Annotated in this window: 19 protein-coding genes, 1 tRNA gene and 1 pseudogene; 9 read left to right on the forward strand and 12 right to left on the reverse strand. The window is 44.3% G+C overall.

Annotated features, from left to right (window positions below; translation table 11 throughout):
* The first annotated feature begins 8 nt into the window (after positions 1-8).
* A complete protein-coding gene (locus ACYX4M_RS06660; RefSeq protein WP_474834261.1) occupies positions 9-371 on the forward strand; it encodes a Rieske (2Fe-2S) protein in 363 nt (120 codons plus the stop codon).
* A complete protein-coding gene (locus tag ACYX4M_RS06665; RefSeq protein WP_476082383.1) occupies positions 368-1,501 on the forward strand; it encodes an FAD-dependent oxidoreductase in 1,134 nt (377 codons plus the stop codon). Before ACYX4M_RS06660 ends, ACYX4M_RS06665 begins: the two co-directional genes overlap by 4 nt.
* Before the next feature lie 85 nt (positions 1,502-1,586).
* Here the strand turns inward: ACYX4M_RS06665 and ACYX4M_RS06670 are convergent, their stop codons facing one another.
* Positions 1,587-2,540 carry a PDR/VanB family oxidoreductase gene (locus ACYX4M_RS06670; RefSeq protein WP_476082384.1) on the reverse strand — a complete coding sequence of 318 codons (954 nt, stop codon included), beginning with the start codon at positions 2,538-2,540 and terminating at the stop codon, positions 1,587-1,589.
* Positions 2,541-2,559: 19 nt separating this feature from the next.
* On the reverse strand, positions 2,560-3,603 hold the full coding sequence (locus tag ACYX4M_RS06675) for a Rieske 2Fe-2S domain-containing protein (protein ID WP_474805514.1): 1,044 nt from the start codon (positions 3,601-3,603) through the stop codon (positions 2,560-2,562).
* Positions 3,604-3,813: 210 nt separating this feature from the next.
* On the opposite strand from ACYX4M_RS06675, the gene ACYX4M_RS06680 reads away from it, so the two are divergent.
* Entirely contained in the window at positions 3,814-4,524 is a 711-nt protein-coding gene (locus ACYX4M_RS06680) for a GntR family transcriptional regulator (RefSeq protein ID WP_474834267.1), read from the forward strand.
* A 42-nt stretch (positions 4,525-4,566) separates the two neighbouring features.
* Here the strand turns inward: ACYX4M_RS06680 and ACYX4M_RS06685 are convergent, their stop codons facing one another.
* From ACYX4M_RS06685 to ACYX4M_RS06700, 4 genes are all read right to left on the reverse strand, one after another.
* Positions 4,567-5,751 (reverse strand): MFS transporter, encoded by a 1,185-nt coding sequence (locus ACYX4M_RS06685; RefSeq protein ID WP_476082385.1) that lies wholly within the window; start codon positions 5,749-5,751, stop codon positions 4,567-4,569.
* A gap of 399 nt (positions 5,752-6,150) precedes the next feature.
* Entirely contained in the window at positions 6,151-7,857 is a 1,707-nt protein-coding gene (locus ACYX4M_RS06690) for a sulfatase family protein (RefSeq protein WP_476082386.1), read from the reverse strand.
* Between the two features lie 11 nt (positions 7,858-7,868).
* Positions 7,869-10,160 (reverse strand): beta-glucosidase, encoded by a 2,292-nt coding sequence (locus tag ACYX4M_RS06695; RefSeq protein WP_476082387.1) that lies wholly within the window; start codon positions 10,158-10,160, stop codon positions 7,869-7,871.
* Between the two features lie 240 nt (positions 10,161-10,400).
* Entirely contained in the window at positions 10,401-12,740 is a 2,340-nt protein-coding gene (locus tag ACYX4M_RS06700; protein WP_476082388.1) for a TonB-dependent receptor, read from the reverse strand.
* A 591-nt stretch (positions 12,741-13,331) separates the two neighbouring features.
* On the opposite strand from ACYX4M_RS06700, the gene ACYX4M_RS06705 reads away from it, so the two are divergent.
* From ACYX4M_RS06705 to ACYX4M_RS06715, 3 genes are all read left to right on the forward strand, one after another.
* Positions 13,332-14,828: a sulfatase family protein gene (locus tag ACYX4M_RS06705; protein ID WP_476082389.1), complete on the forward strand. Its 1,497-nt coding sequence runs from the start codon at positions 13,332-13,334 to the stop codon at positions 14,826-14,828.
* A 176-nt stretch (positions 14,829-15,004) separates the two neighbouring features.
* Positions 15,005-16,402, forward strand: a complete 1,398-nt coding sequence (locus ACYX4M_RS06710; RefSeq protein WP_476082390.1) for a sugar porter family MFS transporter — start codon at positions 15,005-15,007, stop codon at positions 16,400-16,402.
* A 74-nt stretch (positions 16,403-16,476) separates the two neighbouring features.
* Positions 16,477-17,334 (forward strand): helix-turn-helix domain-containing protein, encoded by an 858-nt coding sequence (locus ACYX4M_RS06715; protein WP_476082391.1) that lies wholly within the window; start codon positions 16,477-16,479, stop codon positions 17,332-17,334.
* Between the two features lie 2 nt (positions 17,335-17,336).
* Here the strand turns inward: ACYX4M_RS06715 and ACYX4M_RS06720 are convergent.
* A tRNA-Arg gene (locus ACYX4M_RS06720) sits at positions 17,337-17,413 on the reverse strand.
* Positions 17,414-17,678: 265 nt separating this feature from the next.
* On the opposite strand from ACYX4M_RS06720, the gene ACYX4M_RS06725 reads away from it, so the two are divergent.
* Positions 17,679-18,086: a c-type cytochrome gene (locus ACYX4M_RS06725; protein WP_474828778.1), complete on the forward strand. Its 408-nt coding sequence runs from the start codon at positions 17,679-17,681 to the stop codon at positions 18,084-18,086.
* Between the two features lie 102 nt (positions 18,087-18,188).
* Positions 18,189-20,789 carry a sensor domain-containing phosphodiesterase gene (locus ACYX4M_RS06730; RefSeq protein ID WP_476082392.1) on the forward strand — a complete coding sequence of 867 codons (2,601 nt, stop codon included), beginning with the start codon at positions 18,189-18,191 and terminating at the stop codon, positions 20,787-20,789.
* A gap of 30 nt (positions 20,790-20,819) precedes the next feature.
* Here the strand turns inward: ACYX4M_RS06730 and rep are convergent.
* A pseudogene (rep, locus tag ACYX4M_RS06735) lies at positions 20,820-22,836 on the reverse strand (DNA helicase Rep).
* 111 nt (positions 22,837-22,947) lie between these two features.
* Between rep and ubiK the strand changes: the two are divergent.
* Positions 22,948-23,199: a ubiquinone biosynthesis accessory factor UbiK gene (gene ubiK / locus ACYX4M_RS06740; protein WP_012516595.1), complete on the forward strand. Its 252-nt coding sequence runs from the start codon at positions 22,948-22,950 to the stop codon at positions 23,197-23,199.
* A 149-nt stretch (positions 23,200-23,348) separates the two neighbouring features.
* Here the strand turns inward: ubiK and ACYX4M_RS06745 are convergent, their stop codons facing one another.
* From ACYX4M_RS06745 to ACYX4M_RS06760, 4 genes are all read right to left on the reverse strand, one after another.
* Complete coding sequence (locus ACYX4M_RS06745; protein ID WP_476082393.1) at positions 23,349-23,627, reverse strand: helix-turn-helix domain-containing protein; 279 nt, start codon at positions 23,625-23,627, stop codon at positions 23,349-23,351.
* A gap of 1 nt (position 23,628) precedes the next feature.
* Complete coding sequence (locus ACYX4M_RS06750) at positions 23,629-24,003, reverse strand: type II toxin-antitoxin system RelE/ParE family toxin (protein WP_476082394.1); 375 nt, start codon at positions 24,001-24,003, stop codon at positions 23,629-23,631.
* A 163-nt stretch (positions 24,004-24,166) separates the two neighbouring features.
* Positions 24,167-25,027 (reverse strand): 4-hydroxybenzoate octaprenyltransferase, encoded by an 861-nt coding sequence (gene ubiA, locus ACYX4M_RS06755; RefSeq protein WP_476082395.1) that lies wholly within the window; start codon positions 25,025-25,027, stop codon positions 24,167-24,169.
* The gene (locus ACYX4M_RS06760; RefSeq protein WP_476082396.1) at positions 25,024-25,593 is read right to left on the reverse strand and encodes a chorismate--pyruvate lyase family protein; all 570 of its coding nucleotides are present in this window, start codon (positions 25,591-25,593) and stop codon (positions 25,024-25,026) included. Before ACYX4M_RS06760 ends, ubiA begins: the two co-directional genes overlap by 4 nt.
* Between the last annotated feature and the right edge of the window lie 62 nt (positions 25,594-25,655).

The following is a 25,655-nucleotide window of genomic DNA, read 5'->3' on the forward strand; positions in this document are numbered from 1 at the left end:
CTGCCGTTATGGACGAACACTTAGTGTGCAGTACCCAAGAGATCCCGGAAGGGAAGGCAAAAGGGTTCAAGATAGGCGAAAATGGTAAAGATACGTTCTTCGTTACTCGAAAAAACAACCAGTTTTTCGCTTATTTAGATGTTTGCCCTCACTACAACAGTACTACACTTCCATGGAAGCGACATGAGTACACTGATGTAAAAGGCGAGCATATTGTTTGTGCTGCACATGGCGCGCTGTTCAACATAGCGACGGGTGTTTGTATTCAAGGACCTTGTAAACATCAGCGAATTCAAAAAATACCCATACGGATTGAATCGAACCAACAAATTTGGATTTCAAAAAAAACAATAAAGGCCTTTAAATTATGAAATCAAGTGTGAGCAATGTTTTAATAATTGGGGGCGGTTTTTCAGGTATGACCGCCGCTATCGAATTAAGAAAGCGCAATATAGAAACAGACTTAGTAGAGATAGATGAAAACTGGCGTACAGACGGCGCGGGTATCAGCATTGGCGGTGCAACTTTACGAGCATTCAAAACGATTGGGATATTGGATGAATTTTTAGAGCAAGGTCATGCACACAATGGATTAGATTTGTTTGCGCCGCACGGTTTGCATTTAGCGCATGTCCCTACGCCCTCTGTTGCCAACGCTGAGGGCATACCAGGCGCAGGCGCAATTATGCGACCTACCCTTGCAAAGATCCTTGCCGAAAAAACCCTGGCGTCTGGCGCGAATGTGCGCTTAGGCTGTACCTATAAAGAAATGGTAAATACCGACGAGGGCGTAGAAGTCAGTTTTACCGACGGTACGACCAAAACCTACGACCTAGTTATCGGTGCAGACGGCGTGCACTCGCAAGTACGTAAAGATGTATTTCCTGAAGTTGAAGCACCAAAATATATCGGCCAAGGTGTGTGGCGCGCTGTGCTGCCAAAACTTCCTGAAGTAAAAAATACAATGATGTGGGTAGGTCCGCACTTGAAAGTTGGTGTTAACCCTATGTCTAAAGATGAAATGTACTTGTTTTTGACAGAAGACAAAAAGGAAAGACCTAAATACGACCCTGCCACTTACGTTGAAAAACTGAAAGAATTAATGGGTACCTTCCCTGCCCCCATGGTTAATCAGTTTAAAGATATGCTGAATGAAAATTCACTTATCGATTTTCGAGCTCTGGGTAATCTTTTAGTACCTGCCCCCTGGCATAGAAAAAGAGTGGTGCTGATTGGTGATACTGTGGCCGCAACCACTCCGCATTTAGCTTCAGGGGCGTGCATAGGCATTGAAAGTGCCATCGTTTTAGCTGAAGAGTTAGCAAAGGATGTTACAGTTGAACAGGCACTCAATTCGTTCTTAGAAAGACGCTGGGAGCGCTGTAGAATGGTTGTCGAAAATTCTGCTCGCTTATGTCATATAGAAATAGAAGGTGGCGATAAAGAAGAGCACACACAAATTATGCGCGAATCTATTATTGCTTTAGCACAGCCTATCTAAACTTTTAAAGTGCTTATAAAATAAAAGCTAGCAGTTTACTGCTAGCTTTTTTGCTTTAAATATAAAAAACTAAAACCTATTAAAGTTAAAGATCCAATACCAGCTTTGTGCCTTTTGCTCGAGAACAACACGGTGTCATCAAGGCGCCATCCGCTCTTTCTTCTTCGTTTAAAAACACATCACGATGTTCGACGTCACCTTCCAGAACTTTAGTTACGCAGGTTCCGCAGACCCCTTCTTCACACGCAACAGGAAGAAAAATGCCGCTGTCTTCTAATGTGGTAAGAATGGTTTCATCTGCTGGAACGTGAATTATTTGACCGGTACTTTTTATCTCGACATCAAAAGCTTTATCTTCGTCACTTTCAAGACTGCTTTTATCGATTGAAAAGTACTCTCGGTTTATTAGCGTGTCATTCCACCCAAGCGCAAGTGCACTTTCTATAACGTCGTCAATAAACCGCTGAGGGCCGCACACATAAATAGGCATATGGGTAGATTTACTTTTCAAATAGTCCTTTACGCTAAGCCGAGACGACTGAGTATCGTTAGAAAAGTAGAACTTCGTATTTGGCAACTGCCTTATTCTGTCGCCGTAGGGCATTGCAGAGGAATTAGTTGCACACACACTAAATTCAAAGGGCAGCCCTTTTTCCTTGCATAACTCTGCCATAGGCAAAATAGGCGTAATGCCAATTCCTGCGGCAAGAAATAGCACTGTAGTATCCTTAGCGGTGTGGGAAAACGGGAAGTGATTTCTGGGTTCACTAATTTGTAGCTCATGACCTGCTTCCAACTCATCGTGAATATACGATGAGCCGCCACGGCTATTACTTTCACGCAGAATTGCAATTTCATAGTCGCTATTGTTAGAAGCGCCACACAAGGAGTATTGTCTGAGTAACCCATTAGCTAAATGCAATTCTATGTGTGCACCGGGTTCCCATGGCGCCAGACTTGTACCATCAACGGCACTTAGTTTAAGCCTTGTAATGTTATCGGTGAGCTTTTCTTTAAGTGTTATCTTAACGTTTTGCATAAACTTTATCTCCCGTGACTTAACGGCTTTCAGCTTTGATAGCGCGGGTTATCATTCTTCTGGCCATAACACCGCCAGAATCGATATCCAGCATGAGAAGCTGCCTATCGGGATATAAGTTTAAGTTCTTCTGTTGCTCTTCTAAGATTTCTTGATCTTCAGCAAATACCGCTCCCTGCTGCTGCTTAATTTGCTCAGTTAATGCTGTATCATCAACTTTGAAATCTCGCGCCATTCCCCAAAAATAATGTATGGATTGGTCAGATTCTGGCGTAATAAAGTCGACAACGATACTGCCAGCCCTTTTATCTGGTGCCGCATTGATACCGCCTTCTCCCGCCACAGCCACACCCACCTCAATCATAATGTGGCTGGGTAAGTCGAAGCGACAAACTTGCCATCGGTCTACGCTTCCTTCTTTAGGTAAATCATTAGCTTCCAAAGCCGCTTGCCAAAATGGAGGGGCTACAATATTTTCCATAAAGCGTGAGGTCACAACCTGTGCACCCTCAACTTTTGTATTTACTGGTGCTTCTTCTATTTCTGATTGCCCGATACTTGTTGAGTGCACGTAGGTTTCGTGGGTGAGATCCATCAGGTTATCTACCATTAATCGATAATCGCAATTAATGTGATACAGCCCACCACCATAAGCCCAGTCAGGGCTATCAGCCCAAAATAGATTAGGTAACGCATCTTCATCTGCAAGGTCTTGTTCACCCGGCCACAGCCAGATAAAGCCGTACTTTTCGACGACTTTGAACGCTTTGATGCATGGAAATTTGTCTACCCGCTGCTTGGGCATAGCGTCGGTTTTACCTTCTCTCCCCATCACGAGGCCATGATAACCACACACCAACTTTCCATTTTCAACATAGCCTAGCGAGAGAGGTGCGCCGCGGTGGGGGCAAAAATCTTCTACTGCAGCAACGGTTTTATTGCTATCACGGAAAAAAACCAGCGGCACATCGCAAATTGTACGTGCTAATGGTTTGTCAGAATTTACTTCATGTGAATAACACGCTACATACCATGTGTTTAGCGGATAAATTTTTTCTTTCATATTGTTGTCCCCATCCAGAATTGGATCCAATATATGCCATAACACGTTAAAATCAAGTTATTTAAACGTAAATTGGATCCAATAATTAAATAACGTGTCCTTTAAGGCCCTAAGTACCCTTGATAATCACCAATTAGCAGGAAACAGGGCTTGAGTTGCACTGATTAAAAACGGTAAATTGGATCCAATTTCGATGTATGTAAGTGAATTATGAGCGAGACAAAAACGAACCCAGCCGTAGTAAGTATTCTTCGAGAGAAAATATTGATGGGTGAATTCCCTGCTGGGAAGCGTCTGGCAGAAACGCAAGCTGCAGAAGCCTTGGGAGTATCAAGAACCCCGGTTCGTATTGCGCTGCGCTCTTTAGCGCAGGAAGGACTTCTTGAAAAGCTTCCTGCTAGAGGCTATCGAGTAAAAGAAGTCACCGTCACAGAAATTACGAATTCGGTAGAAGTGCGCGGTGTACTTGAAGGGCTAGCAGCCAGACAAGCGGTTGAGATAGGATGCAGCGAGCACACAATTGAACAGCTAAAAACGTGCTTGGCACAAGGAGATGCACTATTTGTTGATGGCAGCATTGATGAGGCTGGCATAGAAGCATATCAACAGATGAACGAAACTTTTCACGATATTATTATCAACGCAAGCGGAAACACGTCGATTAAAAGTGCGTTGCAGCTAAATGAACATTTTCCTTTCGCCTCGGTAAGTGCCATTGCATACGACCCGAACCAATTAGACAGAGAGTTTCATCGCCTCAAATACGCTCATACTCAGCATCATGCTATTGCAGATGCCATGATCAAAGGACAAGGTGCGCGTGTGGAGGCTTTATTAAAAGAGCACTCTCTTGCCACTATCAATCATATCGACTTGTTTAATTCTAATACGTATAAGCTATACAAGCCTAGAAAAATGTAGGCCCTAGGTGCATGAGGGCCCGCAGAGAATCTTAATTATCGGCTATTTTGCAACAAGCGGCTGCGCATGCTTTGTTTTTACAAGCGCTAGTAGCGCGGCCAAAAACGCTAGCGTCGCAAATAGCATCAATACGTTATACAGACCACCAAACTCTACCTGAAGTAAGGTAACCAGAATTGGCGCACTAAATTGCCCAAGGAAAAATGCGCCAGTCCACAGTCCAGTGCCTTTTCCGCGAACATTTACTGGTAGGACTTTCAATACCCAGTTGAGTGTGGTGGGTAGTAACAAGCCAAAGCCCAAGCAAGCTATCACCACAGATACAGAAGTCATAACCAACGACGTGGAAACCGCCGCGCCCACATAGCCTAAAGTAGCTAGCATTAGACCACCAGCTATAAGCGATGGGCCAGTTAACCCTTTGGCTTTTTTAAATGCGATAGACCCTAGCGCAACACCGATATTCGCAGCGGCACCAATCCCCCCAATGACACCTGGTGAGACCTCGGCTGATAGCGCTAATATTTCTCCTAATTTAACGATGATGGTATAGAAGATTACACCAACAAATAACGTTGTTATAAGTATCGGAAGAATGTCGCGCCACGGCGTTCTCACGCCGGATGCGGTATTTTTAGAAGACGCGGAAGGTTCAAACAAAACCCGGTGGACTAAGAGGGCTATGGGTAAAGCGAGAATATACAATAAGAAAGGGCCTCTTGAGCCTAACAGCTCTCCTAAAATACCGCCAAAGGCAATAAGTACTATTGCACTAATACTGACACTGGCAATTTGTATTGTTACCCATCGCTGACGTGCTTTACCCGTGTAGTAATCTGCAATGAGTGCTGTTGCGACCGTCATAATGGCAGCCTCTGCCATACCTAACACCACGCGAGATAAAATAATATGGAACAAATTAGTGAGGAAGAAGGGTGCAAGTCCAATGAATGCATAGATGATTAGCGCGGTAAGTAACACTGGCTTTCGGCCAACCCTATCTGATAGCCATCCGGCTATGGGAGAGAACAGCGCTACACAAAGCGCGGGGATTGTCATTGCCATTGGTACTAGAAATTCAGCGCCTTCTATAAAGGCAAATTCTTTCATAAATAGCGGCAAAACTGGTACTAAAGAAATAATTGCCATAGTGGGCATAATGGCTGCTAAAACTAAAATCACACCATGTTTAGACGCCGCTACGCCTTGTTTATCTAAAGCAGTCATACAAGTACCCCTTCTGGTTTTTATTGTCTCTACCGCTTATCTCACTTGATAGTAATTTGCATAGGATTCGAAGGATAATTGTTCGCCTCGATATAAAGGTATTGGCAATGGCGATACTTACTGTATGTGCTCATAAAAGGCCCTTGTGACATATTCATGAGTGAGCTTTTCACTGATACGTGCTGGTCTAAGCTATGCGTTCTCTCTCCGACCCGCCGCTAGCTAGATGTACTTTTTATCGCAAGGAAAATGTTTTAAGGAATAAGAGGTAGCAAATAGTTAGGTATTGAAAGATTACAAAAATAGCTACAGCTGGACTAGAAGGCTGTAGCAGATTTTTTTACAGAGAGAGCCCTTTGAAGGCGCTGGCGCTGCCTTGCAGAGCCAGCTTAGTGGTGGCTAGTACATTAATGTGATAACTTCACTTTCTGCCCAGCCATAGCGTACCGCTTTGATGAAAAGCTTATTGTGCGCACTATCTGGTACAAAGCTTTTATCATAAACTTGCCATACTTTGTTGTCATAGCTATAGCCTATGGATGCACCTTCTGTTCTAGGGGCTATGAAAACTTTACCTGTGATCTCATCAATCTCGGCAACGGCAGGAAGGGTTGTTTGCTGCGCGTCATGACGATTTCCGCTATCTTGAATTAATACGTTCTCTTCAATTAAGTTGTAGTCACTACCAAGATTACGCCAGTTATCCAACTGCTCTCTGAAACGCGACAGAACATGGGCGTAATCAGGATTGCTCGCTAAGTTAACAAGCTGCTCGGCATCTTTTGATAAGTCATAAAGCTCCTCTGGCACCTTGCTGTCGAACCATGTTTTCTGCTGAGCCGTAAGCGTGTTGCTCGCTTTAGCATTGTTCAACGCTTTAACTGATGAGAGTACGTTTCTGAATTTAATTTCAGAGCCATTTGGTTGGGTAGCGTAGTTGCGTACGTACTGATATTTTTCGTCTAACACGTAGTAAGAGCGAAGATCGACAGCATCCATTCTGGCGCGGTCAGCAAAAATATAGTGCCGTTTGACCGGTGCGTCATCAGACAAATCAATTCCCTGCATATAGGGTAACCTTTCGATGCCTGCAAAACCCAACAGGGTTGGGGCAATGTCCTCAAAAGACACTAACCGGTCTATTGTTTGGCCACTTTCTGGCATCCAATCAGGTTTATATTTTTCAGGAATGTGCATAATCATTGGCACTTTGATACCTGAAACTAACCCTTCGCGCTTACTGCGAGGCAACGCATCACCATGGTCGGTGGTAAATATAAAGATGGTGTTGTCCCACAGTTTATCTTTCTTCAAATTCTCGATGACAGTCCCAACTTGTTGGTCCATTACCTCGATATTCTCATAAAACCTCGCGATTTCCTGCCGCGTTTCTTTTGTATCGACTAAATAAGGAGGCACCGTAATTTTATCTAAGTCGGGTGTACTGAATTGGTAGTTTGCGCGGATCCCCTCACTGATTTGGTTCATTTGTTGTAAATGAGGTGGCGTATTTTCTGGTATAAACAGCGCTGACTCGTGTGTAATAAAAGGGTTTAAGTTTAGGAAAAACGGTTTACCCTGCAGGTCATGTGTTCTCCATGCCGAAGGCACTAACGAGTCTTCAGGGTTGCGAACATTTCCGTTAGCACTCCAAATAGTAAAAGGCCCCACGCCAACGGCACCTTTGGCAAATTGGTAGTCGGTCTTGATATCGTTGTAAGTAAAGTAGCCATTTTTACGAAGAATTTCAGGATAGGCTTTGACCTGTGCAGGCGGAACACCAAAATACTCTCTGTCTGCAGTACGCATATGCTGAAGGCCTACTCTGTGTGGCGGAGCACCAGTGATAAGCCCCGCTCTAGATGGTGCGCAAACACCAGCCATGGTATACACATTGTTGAACATTACGCCTTCGTTAGCCAAGCTGTCTAAGTTTGGCGTACGCGCAACGTCGTCACCATAGGCACCAATACGCGCGCTTAAATCTTCTGCCACAACAAGAACGATATTCGGCTTTTCGCTGTCTCGTTGCTTATCAAATTCAGCGCTCATTACCTGTGACGTATTCGCCGCTAATAATGCTATCGCTATAATTTTTCTTAACATCGCAATCTCCTTTAAAGCGGCTGGTAAATGGAGCTTTTCAACTCAAGGGGCTGGGTTGAAAAAATGTTTTTAGATGAAGAAGCAAGATGCACGTCATACAACCCGGCCTCGGCGTACCAAGCGTTCTTTTCTGTATTAAACGACGTGAGATCTTCTGCGGTTAAGGTAAACACTACATCTTCTGACGCCTTGGGCGCTAACAGCGTTGTTTTAGCGAAATGCTTCAACTGCTTTTTAATTAAGGATTGTGGGCCTTGTGGTGCACCAATATAAAGCTGAACGACGTCTTTGGCTGGCACCTCCCCGGTATTAGTAACCGTTACCTTAACTTTCACCTCATCTGAAAAAGACGTACTGCTTAAAGACACGTTTTGATAGCTAAAGTTAGCGTATGAAAGGCCAAAGCCAAAAGGAAATGCTACCGCTTCGTTCGCCCCATCAAAGTACCTGTAGCCTACTCGTGTCCCCTCTTGATAAACAACTTTAGATGGTTGAGAGCCGGTTATGCCATTTGGTTCTGCTTCTTTATCGGTGATAAAACCAGGAAAGCCTTTATCTGATGGATAATCTTCAAGCTTAAGTGGCCATGTTGATGCAAGCTTGCCTGACGGGCTTACTTCACCAGTAAGTATATCAGCCACTGCATTACCGGCTTCTTGTCCAGGTAGATGAGTAAGCAATATGGCGTCAGCTTTTTCTTTCCAGCTCTGCGTCTCGATTACACCGCCAACATTTAAAAGAACGATAAAAGGTTTGTTTTTGGCCGAGAAAGCGCGTGATAGCTCAGTCAAAAGAGCCTGTTCATGTTCTGTAAGATAAAAGTCTTCACGCTCTCTATCTACGAACTCTCCTGAATTGCGACCTAAAGTAAAGATGGCAACATCGTGGGTTTGTGCAAGCGCTTCAGCTAGTGTTGTTGATATGTCTAATTCACCTAATGCAGGGCTTGGCATCATGTCCGCTAAAGGGTGGTGGGATACAGGCAAATTGGCAGTTTCAGTTGCGATGTGTTTATCGTAACGTAATGATAATTCCTCGCTTAAACGTATTCCTGCGTTCTTAAGCCCTTGCGCAATTGAAATACTGTAAGCTTCATGAACATCGCCACTGCCAGTGCCGCCAATCGCTGTTTGATACGAACTATTTCCAAGCAACGCAACTGAAGCACCAGCCTGTAAAGGTAGTGCCTGGTGTTCATTTTTAAGCAGTACCATCCCTTCTGTAGCGATTTCGCGAGCGAGTTTGGCATTTTCTTGAAGGGGTGGTTTGTTGGTGACTGTGCTTTTCTTAAACGAGTGGGTTTTGACGATTAGATTCAAAATATTGCTAACGTTACGATCTAAAACAGACTCTTCTAGTGCACCGTTTTCAACGGCACCTTTGATGATAGCATTTTGATGATCCATACCAGGCATCAGTAAATCGTTGCCCGCCGACATTTGCTTTACGGGATTATCGCCACCAAACCAATCCGTCATCACGATGCCGTCGAACCCCCACTGGTGACGAAGGGTGTCCGTTAAAATAGCACTGCTTTCTGATGTATATTCGCCATTTACTTTATTGTACGAAGACATTAACGCCCATGGTGCGCTCTCTTTTATGGCAATTTCAAACCCTTTTAAATAAATTTCTCTAAACGTTTTTTCATCTACTTCTACATCAATTTGATCACGATTCCATTCGTGGTTGTTAGCAACAAAGTGCTTTAGCGTTGCACCTACTCCCTGGTATTGCAGGCCTTCAACATACGCAGCAGACATCATTCCACTTACAACGGGATCTTCAGAAAAATACTCAAAGTTCCGTCCTCCCATTGCATGCCGGTGTATATTCAATGCAGGCGCTAGCATCACATCAATGCCGTACGCTTTGGCCTCATTACCTACCGCTTGCCCAAATTTTTGAACAAGAGGAAGGTTCCAGCTTGAACCGATTAAGGTTGCGATAGGAAAAGCAGTGGCGTAAAAGGTTGCTTCATGGTCATCTCTAGTGGGCGAGATACGCAAACCTGCAGGTCCGTCGGCAAAAACGATGGAAGGAATACCTAATCGCTCTATCGCATAAGTTGTTCCTGCGGCGCCAGGCACTTTATCTTTAGTTACACCGACTTGCGGCCCACCGGTTTCCATGGCCATGCCCGTTCCTCGAACAAGCATTACCTTTTCATCTAGCGTCATTGCTTTAACAATGTCTTCCACTGGCGCGTGGCCAAGTTTAAGCTCGTCTGACGTATTAGCTGAAGAAAAAGTGGGTACGGAAAGAAAAACCATCAAAACAGAGCATCTTTTTATAAACTTCATATGAATTTTTTCCATGCAGTATGCGCGCTTTTGCCCTGTTTGCCAGGCCATGTAAATCGCAACATCGTCGAAAAATTTTAAAACAAAATTAACAAATTATGCTAAAAGAATCACAAAGTGAGAAATAGTTGATAATTTGGATATATAACTATCGTTAAAAACGATAGTTACAGGATATCGAATTTTTGGGACTTTAATGAGTGAAAAGTGCGCTAGGCGCAGGCCTAGCGCTTTAGTTGATTAGAACTCTTGAGATACTCTTATACCAATGGTACGCATTGAGTTAAGTCCCCATGTCTGTACGGTTGAGGCTAACCCGGCATTGTTTTCACCTGCATCAAAACCGATAGAAACAGGATACTTTTCATCAGTACAGTTGTTGCAGAAAACAGAGACGTTTAAGCCATCGTAGGTAGAGATACCGGCACTCAAATTTAAAGTTGTTATTGCATCAAGTTCTCTCTGAGGCGAACCAATTCCATAAGACGTTTCCGAGCGGTAGTATACGTTTGCATTCACAAAACCATACATGTTTTCGGTCAACTCTTGTTCATAGTTTGCTTGCAGCGTTGATGTAATGTCAGGTGCCATTGGTAGCGTGTAACCCGAGGCATCAAAGAACGCATCGTCAGGACCACAAACTTCAGAATCCGGCGTACACGATGCACCTTCAAAGTTATCAAACGTTGCGTCTAGTAATGACGTGTCCCATTGGAGCGTGAGGTTTTCAGTTGCCATGGCCTTTAATGAAATTTCAGCACCTCGGGACGTTACGCTTGCCGCATTTTGAATAATGAACGCTTGAGCGTCTAGATTAAACGACTGCGCTTGGTAGTTATCAAAATCAGTGTTAAACACAGACACGTTCAAGATAACATTGTTATCTAGCAGTCTGCTCTTTACACCGGCCTCGAACGTGGTCGATATTTCATCTTCAACTGCAAATGGAATATCAGGGTTACCTTGGTTATCTGTATTAAATCCAGGTGCTTTATAGCCTTGCCCAATCGATGCGTACAGCATGACCTTATTGGTGTACTCATAGTTAGCGCCCAACTTCCAACTGACGTTGGTATTATCGACTGATTCTTGGAATCGACCACGCGGGCCACCTATTCCAACAAAGTAATTACGCTGCATTTGTAAAACGTCTGTTGAAATGTCGTCTTGCGTAACGCGAGCACCTGCGACAGCCGTTAATTTATCGGTCAAGTAAAAGTCGAACTGACCAAAAACAGCATAGCTTTCCTGTTTTAGCTCAGTATCGCTGTCGTTCCCTAAGAAAACGTCATTGCTATACGGGCATTCTGGCGGCGGTCCAGAAATCTCTGCGCCAACGCAAAATGGGAACCCAACTGCAACAAATGGAGGAGGGCCTTCAACGTCTAAGCTGTTGGTCATATCAGAGGTAGAATTAAAGTAGAAAAGTCCAACCTGCCCTGAATAATCGTCATTTTTGGGGAATACGAGTCGCACTTCGTTTGAATATTGCTCGTAGTCGTTGGTATTTGGGTTATCAACAATGTCTCTTCTAGATGCAAAGTCATTGTGCAAATTTGTATCGCTTTCAAAGTAACGCCACGCAGCAATATTAATGAGCTCTATACCGCTATCAAACTCATACGCCAACTCAACTTGCGCTCCACCTGTCTCTACGTCGCTAAACATTGCACCATCTGAATTGTTGGTCATATTTTCAGGGCCTGGAACAATATTGTCTGGCTCAAAAAAGTCCAATAACTCACTGTTTGGATCTACGGTTCGATAGGTTCGGCTGTAGCGCTCAGCCGTGCCTTCGTTTTCGTTGTAATCGGCAATCGCGTATAAAGAAAAGGGGCCATCTTCATAAAGGTACTTAACTTTAATCCCCGATTTATCCTGACCTAAGTCTGTTCTTACATCGTCATTAGGAAACACGTTTTCGATAAGCGGATCTTGAGACGATTTGAGCAGATTTACACGAAGCGCTGAATTATCTGAAACAGGAACATTTACCGTCCCTCTGATAATGTGCCCTTTGGCATCTGTGGGCGTGGTATCTCTGTAGTTATATTCTAATGAGACATTACCTGAGAATTCATCAAACTCAGGCCTTCTTGTTGTAATGTTTACCAAACCTGCGGATGCGTTTTTACCAAATAACAAGCCTTGAGGACCGTTAAGTACTTCAACAGAGGCAATGTCGTTGAATGGTTGGCCAGCAAGCGCATTTCGCCCTAAGCTTACGCCGTCAATTGCCAACGCCACACTCGGGTCAATGGTTTCTGCAAACACTTGCGTGCCAATACCGCGAATGGCAAAGGTGTTGTCTTGCCCTAGTTGTAATGTAGGCGCAAGCGTTGAAAGTTGAGTGATTTCATTGATGCTTTGTTTTTGTAAATCGTCAGAAGATAATGTTTGTACACTTACCGGTACTTTCTGAATATCTTGCGAAGTACGCTGTGCTTTAACCATAATAACTTCAAAGCCTTCAGAGTCCTTGGCTTCGGTTTCAGCGTTCTGCGCAACGGCTGATTGAGCAAAAACAGCTGCTATAAGGGTTACCAGCGCTGACTGTTTAAATTTTGATGTGCTTTTCATGTGTCCCTCTTCTCAGTAGTCATTCGAGAGTGTTATTTGTGCCGCGTTATTAAAATGCGTTATGTGCTAGCTAGTTTCACAAAGCGGTCTTTGAATCTAGCCACCCAACGGTTTACAAGAATTTAACCAAATAGAAACGTTTGAACACTCCGATTTCGTGATACCCACCTATCGCAAACTATGATACTTAGCAAAACGTTTAACACCTAAGCTCTAAACGCAGCTAAACCCGTGGACTTCGCTTCTTTATTGAGCCGAGTAAACATCGAAAAAAATAACGGCAACAACGTCTATCGAGTATAGAGATATTTAGTATCTGTAATTTCGATTTTTACCTTACCGCGGCTTTTTCTAGGATCGGTGGTTACTGAAATGTTAAAAGTAATTTGTTTCATGACCAGCGACAAAATACACGCCGTAGGTTACATTCACTGCAGGTAGCTCAGCGCTTGATTGGGGCACGCATTACTTTTCCATATCTTACTTCACCTCGACATGATCACATTACATCTCGCTTGAACCATCAGACGACTGTGAAGTTTCGCAATAGTGTGAGCCGCTGAGGCGGCGCACTTTTTTGGAGAGCATAAATTGAAGCGCACATTAAAGGTTTTTATCACGGTTTGCAGTGTATTTACTCTTTTTGTCCAGGCCTCGGCAACTGAAAGCGAGCATGGCCAGAAGCGAAACATTGTATTTGTATTAGTTGATGATCTTCGATATGACGGAATGGGCTTCATTCAGCCTACGCTCCAAACCCCCAATATTGATGATTTGGCATCAACCGGCGTGCACTTCACAAATGCATTGGTGACTTCGTCTTTGTGCTCACCTAGCCGTGCATCAATTTTGACAGGCATGTCTACTCGCAATCATAAGATCGTTGATAATAATAATTCTAGCGAAGAGGGGTTAACTTTTTTCCCTCAGTATTTACAAGACGCGGGCTACCAAACGGGCTTTTTTGGGAAATGGCATATGGGGTCTCACTCAGATATGCCCCGTAAAGGCTTCGATAAATGGGTAAGTTTCACCGGTCAGGGAACCTATTATCCGCAAGACCGGGTACCTCCACCATTACGCAATAAAGGGATTGTAAACCAGCTAAACGTGGATGGTGTTCACGTTGATCAAAAAGGCTATATCACAGATGAGTTAACCGACTATGCACTTGAGTGGCTAGATAACGATATCGACCAAACACAGCCATTTTTACTTTATCTAAGCCATAAAGCAGTGCATTCAGATGCAACGCCTGCCGCTCGCCACAAAGACCAGTACAAGGATGTCGAATTTACATTGCCTGAAAGCGCAAAGGTGACAAAAGAAGATGCTAAAAACAAGCCTATGTGGGTTCACAATCAAAGAAATAGCTGGCATGGCGTAGAATTTTTCTATGCCAGTGACAGAAAAATGAGTGACTACTTAAAAAATTATTACGCAACGTTGTCAGCGGTAGACGATGGTTTAGGCGAAATTATTAGCTATCTGAAAAAGAAAAACCTCTTTGATAATACTATGGTTGTTTTCTACAGCGATAACGGCTTTATGATTGGGGAACACGGACTAATTGATAAGCGAAATGCTTATGAAAGCTCTATTAAGGTACCGCTTGTTATAAGTGCTCCTGGTTTGCTGCCTGAAGGAGAGAGCAACCATACATTAGTGCGAAACCTTGATTTAGCCCCAACATTTCTAGACCTTGCTGGTATAGCGGCACCAAGTCACTTCGAAGGGAAAAGCTTCTTACCCGTTGCCACTGGTGCGGTAAAGGAAGAGAAGTGGGATGCCCCTGACTTTGTGTACGAGTATTACTGGGAATATTCATTTCCTATGACCCCAACCACATTCTCAATACGACGAGGCGACCTTAAATACATTCAGTACCACGGCGTTTGGGACATAGAAGAACTGTATGATTTAAGTACTGACCCCGATGAGCGGAAAAACTTAATTCGCCACCCTGATTACGCAGAAAAGCTAGCTTCCTCTTCGCAAAGCGCTTTATCAATCTTTATTTCCAGCAACAGGGGCAAAGCCTTCTGTTCCTTTCAACGCTCGCCTCTCAGAGGGGTTGAACTTACGTAAAAAAGAGGGTTTAGAAGCAGCTCCCTTTCCCGATTGGTGGAAAGTAGAACCTAATAGATTTGATAAATACAACGGCTTATTCCCTGATACTCCTTTGAAAATAGAAAAGGAAAGAAAAGGTGAGCTCTATTTTCCCTTCATGGAAGGTCTAAATAAAAACAACTAGGAGAAAGTTTGTGCAACAAGCAAACACTAACGAAAACCGATTCACTATTATTCTGGTCAGCTTGGTGGCGACTATTGGCGGTTTTTTATTTGGTTTCGACAGTGGCGTGATTAATGGGACCATCGACGGACTGCAATCTGCGTTTAATGCCGATGATGTAGGCACAGGTTTTAACGTTGCATCAATGCTATTAGGTTGTGCCATTGGCGCATTTTTTGCGGGGAAATTAGCAGATATTTTTGGTAGGAAAAGCCTGCTGATTGTCGCAGCAGTTTTTTTTATTATCTCAGCGTTAGGCTCGGGGCTCGCTAGTAGCTCGATTGAATTTGTTATATACCGCGTACTTGGAGGGATAGCTGTAGGGGCAGCTTCCGTCATGTCACCGGCTTATATTGCAGAAATTGCACCAGCTAGATACCGGGGCGCTTTGGCGACTATTCAACAAGTTGCCATTATTGCTGGTCTCTTCTCGGCATTTGTTAGCAACTATGCATTGGCGCTATCCGCAGGCAAATCAACTGACATATTGTGGGCAGAATTTGAAGCTTGGCGTTGGATGTTTTGGGTAGAACTTGCCCCAGCAAGTTTGTTTTTTTTCGCACTGTTCTTTATACCAGAAAGCCCAAGATATTTAGTTTTCTCTGGAAAAGAAGAAAAAGCCAAAAGCGTGTTAAGTGCGCTTTTTGGAGAACAGCAGGCCAATCTTATATACAGCGAGATATCTAACTCGCTGCAAGCTGATCATAAGCCTTCAATGCGAGACATTTTCGACACATCAACGAACAAAGTTAGGCCTGTTGTGTGGGTAGGTATTGGTCTAGCCGTTTTACAACAGCTTGTTGGTATAAATGTGGTGTTTTATTACGGTGCCGTATTGTGGCAAGCCGTTGGGTTTACAGAGTCAGATGCATTACTAATAAATATACTCAGTGCAGGGCTGAGTATCTTTGCTTGTATTATTACCATTACCTTGATCGATAAATGGGGCCGAAAGCCCATACTCACTGTCGGCTCTGTCGGTATGGCAACAGCACTAGCGTTAATGGTTATCGCATTTCAAAGCGGACAATTTATAGATGGACAGCTTCAGCTGCCGGGTCATATGGGAACACTCGCTCTAGTGGCGGCTAATGTTTACGTTTTCTTCTTTAATTTATCGTGGGGGCCCGTGATGTGGGTAATGTTAGGTGAAATGTTTCCTAATCAAGTAAGAGGGTCTGGTTTAGCTATAAGTGGCCTTGCACAGTGGGTCGCCAACTTCCTCATTACAATAACCTTCCCAATATTGCTTTTAGGAATTGGTTTGGTTGGTGCTTATAGTCTTTACGCGCTTGCTGCATTTTTATCTATTTTCTTTGTCGTGAAGTTCGTGAAAGAGACGAAAGGCAAATCACTTGAAGCAATGTAACAGCAACACCAAAAGTGACGCTATTGTCATCAACTTTCGTCAAGCAGGGAAATGGTTCACGGCGGAGGTAAAGATTGACCGCTAAAAATCTCGAGCTCTATGTAGAGAATAGCTTTGACGAGTTCGAAGCTTTCTTTCATAGCGAAGCACTGACCGTTCGTAGCCAACAACACGGGTGGAAGATACTACCTCATCGTCACAAGGCGCTTTGCCAAATTTTTGTTATCACGACTGGCGGTTGTAAAGTTCAACTCGATGACAGGAATACGATAGTGACCGCTCCCTGCGCGCTTTTTATACCTGAAAATGTTGTTCATGGGTTTGATTGGGACGTCGGGTCGAAAGGGCATGTATTATCTGTTGTTTCACCCGTGGTAAAACAAATAGCACAGAATGTAGATTCCTTGGGTTTCATTGACGACGCATTAATAGGGAGTTTAGACGGAAAGTACATACATGATATCGTCTATTTGTGCCAAAAGCTGGAAGACGAAGCTCGGAACGTCTTCGCTTGTAGCGGGGCGATGACAATAGCGTTACTTCAACAACTTTTAATTATTCTCGGTAGGGTTGAGCCATCAACAAGTCAACCTGTGATTAAGCCGTCTAGATCTGAACATAAAGTCCGCTTTTACGAGATGCTAATTAAGAAGTATGGTTGCGAACAACACCAAGTGAAGTGGTACGCGAATAAGATAGGAGTAAGTAGCGCTCATCTTAATGTAATTTGCAGGCAGTATTCTCAATCAAGCGCTTCAGAATTGATTTACAGGTACTTATTAGATGAGGCGAAAAGGCTTTTGATTTTTTCGAATATCAACATCTCTGCCGTAGCAGAGCGTCTGGGTTTTCAAGACCAAGCTCATTTCACTAAATTTTTTAAGAAAGCGACTCACTATACGCCTTCTAGTTTCCGCAAAAACCACAAATAAAATGGCCCGCCCTAGAGGATTCGAACCTCTGACCTCGGCCTCCGGAGGGCCGCGCTCTATCCAGCTGAGCTAAGGGCGGTTTGTAGTACCAGTGAAATAATCACCGAGCGTTTACTGTAATGAACTCCGTGGCTAAACGTATGCAGCAAACGGGGCGTAATAATACTGACGCCACGGGCTGGCTTCAACTCATTTATTAAAATCTCTTTAGATGGCTTGGCAGAAGTGTTAAAAATCCTTACTTTTTATGGGTAATTGGCCTCAAATAGTTGTTCAGCCCCAATTAACCGTTATAATCTGGCGAGTTATATTTTAAACAAATTCATCATTGCCTGGAGACAGATGTGAAATTAAAGACTTGGTTAACTGTTGCTGCTACTGCGCTAACTGTTTTTGCAGCACAAGCGCAAGAAATGAGTAACGATGAAATTGCCGATCGCATTAAGCCGGTAGGTCAAGTACACGTTGCAGGTGCAGCAGCTGAAGGTAGTGCAGGCGCAGCGGGCGGCGCGAAGTCTGGCGAAGACGTTTATAACTCTGCATGCGTTGCGTGTCACGCAGCGGGCGTTTTAGGTGCTCCTAAGCTTCAAAATGCAGCTGATTGGCAGCCTCGTTTGGACGAGCGCGGTCTTGATGGTGTATGGCAAAACGCTTTGAACGGTATTAATGCTATGCCTCCTCGTGGTACCTGTGGCAATTGCTCTGATGACGAAATTAAAGCAGCTATTGAGTACATGATTGAAGGTATCTAGAACCTACACAATCACAACAACTTGATGGAAAAAGTAGCGTTTTATCCTCTAATCGGGTAATTTAACTCGTTGGGAAACGTTACTTTTTTACTGGCGAGCGGAATGTCAAAAGATTCGACGCAACATGAGTTGACGGAAGAGGAACTGCGCGAACTTATACCGCAGCTTCAACAACTTACCGACAAATATAAGCGTGCTGAACGTGTTCAGAAGGCGCTTTTTGATATTTCTGAACTTGCCAGTTCTGTAAGCCACCTAAATCGCCTTTACTCCGCTATTCATGAAATCATTGCCGACTTCATGAATGCAGACAACTTCTTTGTTGCCTTTTACGAACCAGAAACCCACATTGTCGACTTTGCCTATTTTATTGATGAGTTCGACGAACAAACTGTTCCTCAGCTTCCCGCTGAATCTTTGATGGACGGTATGACGGGTTATATTCTCAGAACCGGCAACCACCTTTTTTATAAGCGCGACGAAGAAGAAACTTTCGCCTCTGAGCACGACATTAAGCTAGTCGGTTCCCAACCTTTTGAGTTACTGGGCGTGCCTTTAAAGCGTGGCAGTCAGGTGATTGGTGCCATGGTAGTGCAAACTTACGATGAAGGCGTGCATTACACTCAAGAAGATTTAGAAGTTCTGCTGTTTGTTTCACAGCATATTGTCACAACAGTAGATCGAGTAAAGAACAGAGAGCTTACTGAACGTACCATTCGAGAACGTACCCGCCAGCTTCGAAAGATTAACGACGACCTTCAAGAAGAAATTTTAGAACGCCAAAAAGTAGAGTCGTTACAGCAAGCGCTGTTTGAAATTTCTGAATTGGCGGCCACTCTAGAAGGCGATATGAATGCCTTTTATTCCAGCCTACACGATATTCTTGCACGGCTGATCAGTGCCCCTAACTGCTACATAGCAATTCTCGACAAAGATAAAGAGATGCTGGAGTTCCCGTATTTCAGCGACACGAAGCAAAAAGAAATCAGCGCTAGACCTCTTGGCTTAGGGCTTACCGAATACGTTTTACGTACAGGGCAAGCCGAGCTAATTAACCCACCCAAAGTACTAGAGTTGGCTGAGTCGGGGGACCTAGATGTTACGGTTGCTCAGAACATGCTAAATAGCGCTAACTCTTGGCTTGGCTCCCCACTTGTCGTTGAAGGGGAAATAGCCGGGGTTATTGCAGTGCAAACTTACGGTAAATTGGCAAAATATAACTCCCGCGACCAAGAGCTACTTCGCTTTGTTTCGCACCATATTGCTGTAGCCATTGAGCGCAAGCGCAACACCGAGTCGATGCAGCGCTATAACATTGAGCTTGAAGAGCGCGTGAAAGAGCGCACTGCAGAGCTTAACCGCGCGAACAAGTTTTTAAAGCAGCAAATTGAAGAGCGTAAAGAGATTGAGCTTAAGCTAATTCACGACGCTCACCACGACTCATTAACCGACTTACCTAACCGCGCTATGTTCACCAGCAGATTAGAACTAGCCATTGCCAGTAAGCAACGTTACAGCGATAACTTATTCGCGGTGTTATTTATCGACTTGGACCGCTTTAAAGTTATTAACGACACGCTAGGTCACCACGCGGGCGACGAGTTTTTAATTGAGGTCGCAAGACGCATTGCGCTGTGTATTCGCGGTCACGACTTATTAGCCCGCTTAGGAGGGGATGAGTTTGTTGTGCTACTGGATAACTTCGAAGATGAAGCGGATGTTGAAGAAGTAGCCAGCCGTATTATTTCATCTATTTCAGAGCCTTTTTTGCTGGATGGCCGAGAAATGTATTCCGGCGCCAGTGTGGGTATCGCTCACTTAGAAACCTATTATCGCAGCGCCGACGAGGTACTACGCGATGCTGACGCTGCCATGTATCAAGCGAAAACCCTCGGGCGTGGCCGCTATGTCATGTTTGATAAGAGCATGCGCGATAGGCTGATAGAAGAGCTTGAGCTTGAAAATGAGTTTAGGCGCGCCCTGCGTGAAGAAGAGTTTGATTACTTTTTGCAGCCCGTTATTGATTTAAATGACAACAGCACGCTGTATAAGGAAATGTATATTCGCTGGTCTCACCCTGCCTACGGTAAAATAGCCCGCGAGCAGTTCAGACAAGTTGCGGAACATAGCGGTCTAACCCTAGACCTCGATTTATTTCAGCTGACCAAAGCGTGCGAATTGCTAAATCACTATAAAAATACCGATGAGCCTATCAACAAAATAGCAGTTAACGTATCGATTAATCATTTACTGCAGGCCTCCATGGTTAATCAAATGATAGATATGATCGCAACATCTAACATTACGCCAAGCCAGCTAGTGTTTGAGTTTGACGAAAATGACTTAAACCGCCGTTCGCAGTTTATCTTACCGGCAATTAAAAAGCTTAAACGGGCTGGCGTAACCCTTGTGCTTGATAACTTTGGTAGCGGCTTGGCTTCGCTTAGCTATCTGTTTGCCTACCCCTTCGACTTCATCAAGATTGATCACAGATTTGTGAAATCGCTGCCGCGCTCTCAACGTAACTTAAAGCTGATTCAGTCGGTTATGCTCATTTCTGAGCATTTGAAGTTTCAGGTAATTGCAGAAGGTGTAGACTCTCAGGCACAGCTTGATGCCCTTAGTGAAATTGAATGTTCATACGGTCAAGGCAAGATATTGAAGCACGCAAAAGTGCTTGATATGACGTCGCTAGCGAGCTAAAAGCAAGTACTCACTCACACCCGGGCTCTACTACTTCTTCCCTAAGATGCCTCTTAAATTAGCAATGCCTACCTGTGCTTTTTGCTGGCGCTCTTCTTTGGTAACTTTCGGCTTTTGGTTTTCCCACTGTACGTCGTCAGCTGGTAGTTCAAATAAAAAGCGGCTTGGCTCAGGGTTTATGACTTCACCAAACTGTCGGCGCTCTTTGGCAAGGCTAAATATCAGCTCGCGCTGTGCACGGGTAATACCTACATAAGCAAGCCGGCGCTCTTCTTCTACGTTGTCTTCGTCAATGCTGCTTTGGTGCGGCAATAAGCCTTCTTCCATACCCACTAAGAACACAATGGGAAACTCTAGACCTTTTGAGGCATGCAGGGTCATTAACTGGACCTGGTCCCCTTCCCCATCGTCCTCGCCGCGCTCCATCATGTCGCGCAGAATTAAGCGGTTCACCACTTCAGTTAAGGTCATGGGTTGGTCTAAGTCGTTGCCTTCCAGCATATCGTTGACCCAGCCAAATAAGGTACTTACGTTGGCCATCGCCATTTCAGCGGCTTTGGGGCTGGCGCTGGTTTCATATAGCCACTCTTCATAACCCATGGTGCGGATCATGGTGCGTACTGCATCAGCGGTGTTGCCACGTTCAGCATTGTCTGATAACTCCACTACCCAGCGGGCAAAGGTCGAAACCGAGTGAAAAGCTTTGTCGGGCAGCACGCTATTTAAATTTGGGTGGGTCGCCGCTTCGAACATAGACACGCCTAAACTATTGGCAAAGTTACCCAACTTTTCTAGCGTAGCGCGGCCTATACCGCGCCCTGGCGTGTTAATGATGCGAAGCAAAGCGTTATCGTCGTCCTGATTCACCAGTAACCTTAAATAGGCCATGATGTCTTTCACTTCGGCACGACCAAAGAACGACATGCCACCGCTTATTTTGTAAGGAATGCGGTTACTCATTAACAGCTTTTCAAAGATACGGCTTTGGTGATTTCCGCGATACAAAATGGCGTAGTCTTTAAACTGCGTGCGGTTCATGAACTTGTGCGCCAGCAGCTCTGCCACCACTCGCTCACCTTCATGTTCTTCGTTCTTTGCCTCTATCACTTTAAGCGGCTCGCCGTACTGCAGTTCAGAGAACAGGGTTTTATCGAACAAGTGCGGGTTGTTCTGAATTAGAATATTCGCGCAATGCAGAATACGCCCTGACGAGCGGTAGTTTTGCTGTAGCTTAATCACGTTCAGTCGCGGGAAATCTTCTTGAAGCAAATGCAGATTTTGCGGCTTTGCACCACGCCATGAGTAGATAGACTGGTCGTCGTCGCCAACTACAGTAAAGCGTGCGCGCTCACCTACTAATAGCTTTACCAACTCGTACTGGCTGGTATTGGTATCTTGGTACTCATCCACCAGCAAGTAGCGAATTTTGCTCTGCCATTTGGCTCTTATTGTTTCGCTGCTTTTTCAGAAGCAGCGTGGGCAGCAGAATAAGATCGTCAAAATCGAGTGCGTTATAGGCTTTTAGGTTGTCTTGGTAACGCTTGTAGGCTTCTGCAAATTCTCTCTCGCCCGTGCTGGTTGCCGACTTTAATAAAGCATCGGGTAAGATGAGGTCGTTTTTCCAGTTCGAAATGCAGCTTTGCAGTAGCTGAAGCTGATCTTTATCACCATCGAGGGTGTCAGACGTTAGGTCGTTAAGCAGAGCAAACGAATCTTTATCATCGAACAGCGAGAACCCCGGTTTTAGGCCTAAGTCTTTTACATGCGCTTTAATGATAGTTAAGCCCATGGTGTGAAAAGTAGATACCTTTAACCCGCGTGCCTCTGGCTTGCCCAAGGTTTGTGCTACACGTTCTTTCATTTCACGTGCCGCTTTGTTGGTAAAGGTAACCGCCGCAATATAGCGTGCTGGCATATCGCAGTTTCTAACTAAATGAGCAATTTTGTTGGTAATTACACGGGTTTTACCACTGCCCGCCCCAGCCAGCACCAAACATGGCCCAGACACATAGGTTACGGCAGATTCTTGAGCTTCATTTAGTTTCATTTAGTTCCTAAAACAACGTACGTTTGGGAGTAACACGGTTTTCATTGCATGTCGCGACGATACCGATAGAATAGCTTTCACATTTTGAGCTGCGCATTATAAGGGAATTCCATGTTGGATCCGAAGAAACTCGAAGATTTAGCGAAACAAATTGCTGATGCCGTACCACCAGGCGTTAAAAACATGGCTGAAGAAGCAGAAGGCCGAGTGAAAACAGTATTGCAGTCGCAGCTGTCGAAACTTGATTTAGTCACTCGCGAAGAGTTCGACATTCAGAGCCAGGTGCTTATTCGCACCCGCGAAAAGCTAGACGCTATGGAAAGTCGCATTGCCGAGCTAGAAGCAAAACTAGCTGAAAAATAGTTGTTCACAGCTTATAGAAAACTCAAAGCGCCTTTATGGCGCTTTTTTGTCAAGCTAGATGAAATAAAACATTAAATCTATTACCGCTCTCTTTTCAAAGGTCTTTTAAGGCTTTGGAAGGCTACATCAAGATCTCTAAACCTTTCTGCTCAACAAGGTTCAGAAGCTTTTAAAGAAGTACCTCGAGGCTTTTTGTTGCCCTGCTCCCACTGCTTGATTGTAGATGGCGTGATATTTAAATAGGCAGCAAAAACAGCTTGGCTTACTCTTGCTTTTTCACGTATCGCTTTTATCCGCTGTCCATCATATTGCTTGAGTTTGGGTAAACATAATGCATCAAACTTATGCATAGTCTGCTTATCCATTACTCCGGCTTCGCTCAAATCTTTTGCAGTATTATGTACTACATCTAAAATGCTTTCTTTCATGTTATCTCACCTCTTCAATACTACCTGAATCTATAGCTTTCTTAAGCTTTTCCTCGCTGTAGTTCAGTAGCTCTTTAGCTAAGAGTTTTAAAGACTTCATCTCTTTAACACTTATATTAGAGCGGGTGTTTTTGGAAAAACCGTAAATAAAAAAGGCTTTATTATCCACTTGAAAAGCTATGAGGGTTCTTAAACTTCTACTTTTGCCTTGCCCCAAAAGAGGTACTCGCTTTTTATATACATTTGCACCTAAATCGGCGTCAACTAATCCCTGTTGCATTTCTGCAATTGCTAATTTTAGCAAGCTGTCTGATAAACCTTCCTTACTAGCCCACCTCTTGAACCACTTCAATTTATATATGCGTATAGATTCCATTCGACAGCTAAAGTATAACACTTAGTAGCATAATTTGTGCACAGCTTTAAAAACACTTAGTGATTAAAGCGCGTGCCTGTATAAGCTAGTGAATACTTTAGACTGGCTATAAATTAGTTATAAGGGGACATTGGTACAGGTTGAAGTTTGCTGTTGGTAAGTTTTACCTTACCAAATAAAAATGCAGCGCCGCACCAAGCGTAATAGCTAAGCCAATGTAGTGGTTTTCAATAAACGCGGTGAAACAGCCTTCACGCTGACGGCGTTTAATAAGCTGATATTGGCGCACGCATAGCAAAGCAGAAAACAGTACCGCTATGTAGTAAGGCCATGTCGCATTGATTGTTAAGCCTATACACCACAGAATAGTTAGCGCCAAGGCTTGCAACAACATCACAATTAGCACGTCGTTTTTACCGAACAATATAGCGGTAGATTTAACGCCTATTTGCAAATCGTCGTCGCGGTCTACCATGGCGTACATGGTGTCGTACGCTACTGTCCATAGTAAGTTAGCAATAAACAACCACCAAGCGTACGTTGGTACAGTTTCTAGCACGGCCATAAAAGCCATAGGTATGGCCCAGCCAAATGCCGCGCCTAATACCACCTGCGGCAAGTGGGTATAACGCTTCATGAAGGGATAGCTTGCAGCAAGCAAAAGCGCTACAACAGATAACGCGATAGTTTGCCAGTTAAGAAACAGCACCAAAATAAACGCGATGGCGATAAGCGCGCCAAATAACTGCAGTGCTTGTTTAGGCTTAACTTCGCCCGTTGCCAACGGGCGCTGTGTTGTGCGCTTTACGCGTCCGTCCACTTTTCTGTCAGCATAGTCATTGATAACGCAGCCTGCTGAACGCATTACGACCACGCCAGCCACAAAGATAAGCGTAATACTTAAAGGCGGTAAACCTTCAGCCGCCATGAGCAGCGCCCACAATGTTGGCCACAGCAGTAAATAAATACCTACAGGTTTATCTAGGCGCATAAGTCGCGCATACGCATTCCAATTATGCTTCATAACTGTTGTTCGCTTTCCTTTTCACTTGTCGCTATATAGCCGTAAGCCGGAGAATCGGGAAGAAATACTTCTGCCACTATCATGCTGTAGTTGTCTAACGTAAACAACGAACGTCTTCCCCACAAAACTTGGTTACTGTTAATACCAAACTGAGAAGCTTGGGCAGTACACAATTGGAATTGTGAACGGGTGAACCGCGTGTCGTTAAATAAGCGTTTTCCCAGAGGCTCGCGACCTAAATCAGAAAGCTCACGGTCTACAAACGCTTGAGGAATAATAGAGCGCGCGAATACCCATGGTTGGTGATCGCCACATAATAGAATTTCACGGGCTTGATAGCTGGTATTGCCGTTACTGCGTAGCAGCGATAATTCGTTATCGTGAGGTATTTGCGTGTGTTGACCGATAAGCTCTAGCGAGAAATGGTCGCATAATGATTGCACCCGCTCGGTTAATGACCCGGTATCTAACAGCCAGTTTTTTAGCTGAGCATTTGGAATTGTGATGCCAGAAGGTGCTTGCCAGTCAACCGCCAAACCCACTGGAAAAGTGGCATTAAAACTCACACGAAAAGCCCGAATAATGAATCTGTTGGTATGATAACACGTCATGTCCAAATATTTTCACT

This window comes from Alteromonas sp. ABV4_150 (assembly GCF_056311745.1).

Bases quoted from the DNA above. Each gene is read 5' to 3' on its own strand.
- ACYX4M_RS06685 (WP_476082385.1), bottom strand. From the start codon at position 5,751: ATGACTGCTTTAGATAAACAAGGCGTAGCGGCGTCTAAACATGGTGTG.
- ACYX4M_RS06675 (WP_474805514.1), bottom strand. From the start codon at position 3,603: ATGAAAGAAAAAATTTATCCGCTAAACACATGGTATGTAGCGTGTTAT.
- ACYX4M_RS06695 (WP_476082387.1), bottom strand. From the start codon at position 10,160: ATGAAGTTTATAAAAAGATGCTCTGTTTTGATGGTTTTTCTTTCCGTA.
- ACYX4M_RS06665 (WP_476082383.1), top strand. From the start codon at position 368: ATGAAATCAAGTGTGAGCAATGTTTTAATAATTGGGGGCGGTTTTTCA.
- ACYX4M_RS06690 (WP_476082386.1), bottom strand. From the start codon at position 7,857: ATGTTAAGAAAAATTATAGCGATAGCATTATTAGCGGCGAATACGTCA.
- ACYX4M_RS06750 (WP_476082394.1), bottom strand. From the start codon at position 24,003: ATGGAATCTATACGCATATATAAATTGAAGTGGTTCAAGAGGTGGGCT.
- ubiK (WP_012516595.1), top strand. From the start codon at position 22,948: ATGTTGGATCCGAAGAAACTCGAAGATTTAGCGAAACAAATTGCTGAT.
- ACYX4M_RS06680 (WP_474834267.1), top strand. From the start codon at position 3,814: ATGAGCGAGACAAAAACGAACCCAGCCGTAGTAAGTATTCTTCGAGAG.
- ACYX4M_RS06660 (WP_474834261.1), top strand. From the start codon at position 9: ATGGACGAACACTTAGTGTGCAGTACCCAAGAGATCCCGGAAGGGAAG.
- ACYX4M_RS06670 (WP_476082384.1), bottom strand. From the start codon at position 2,540: ATGCAAAACGTTAAGATAACACTTAAAGAAAAGCTCACCGATAACATT.
- ACYX4M_RS06700 (WP_476082388.1), bottom strand. From the start codon at position 12,740: ATGAAAAGCACATCAAAATTTAAACAGTCAGCGCTGGTAACCCTTATA.
- ubiA (WP_476082395.1), bottom strand. From the start codon at position 25,027: ATGAAGCATAATTGGAATGCGTATGCGCGACTTATGCGCCTAGATAAA.
- ACYX4M_RS06730 (WP_476082392.1), top strand. From the start codon at position 18,189: ATGTCAAAAGATTCGACGCAACATGAGTTGACGGAAGAGGAACTGCGC.
- ACYX4M_RS06745 (WP_476082393.1), bottom strand. From the start codon at position 23,627: ATGAAAGAAAGCATTTTAGATGTAGTACATAATACTGCAAAAGATTTG.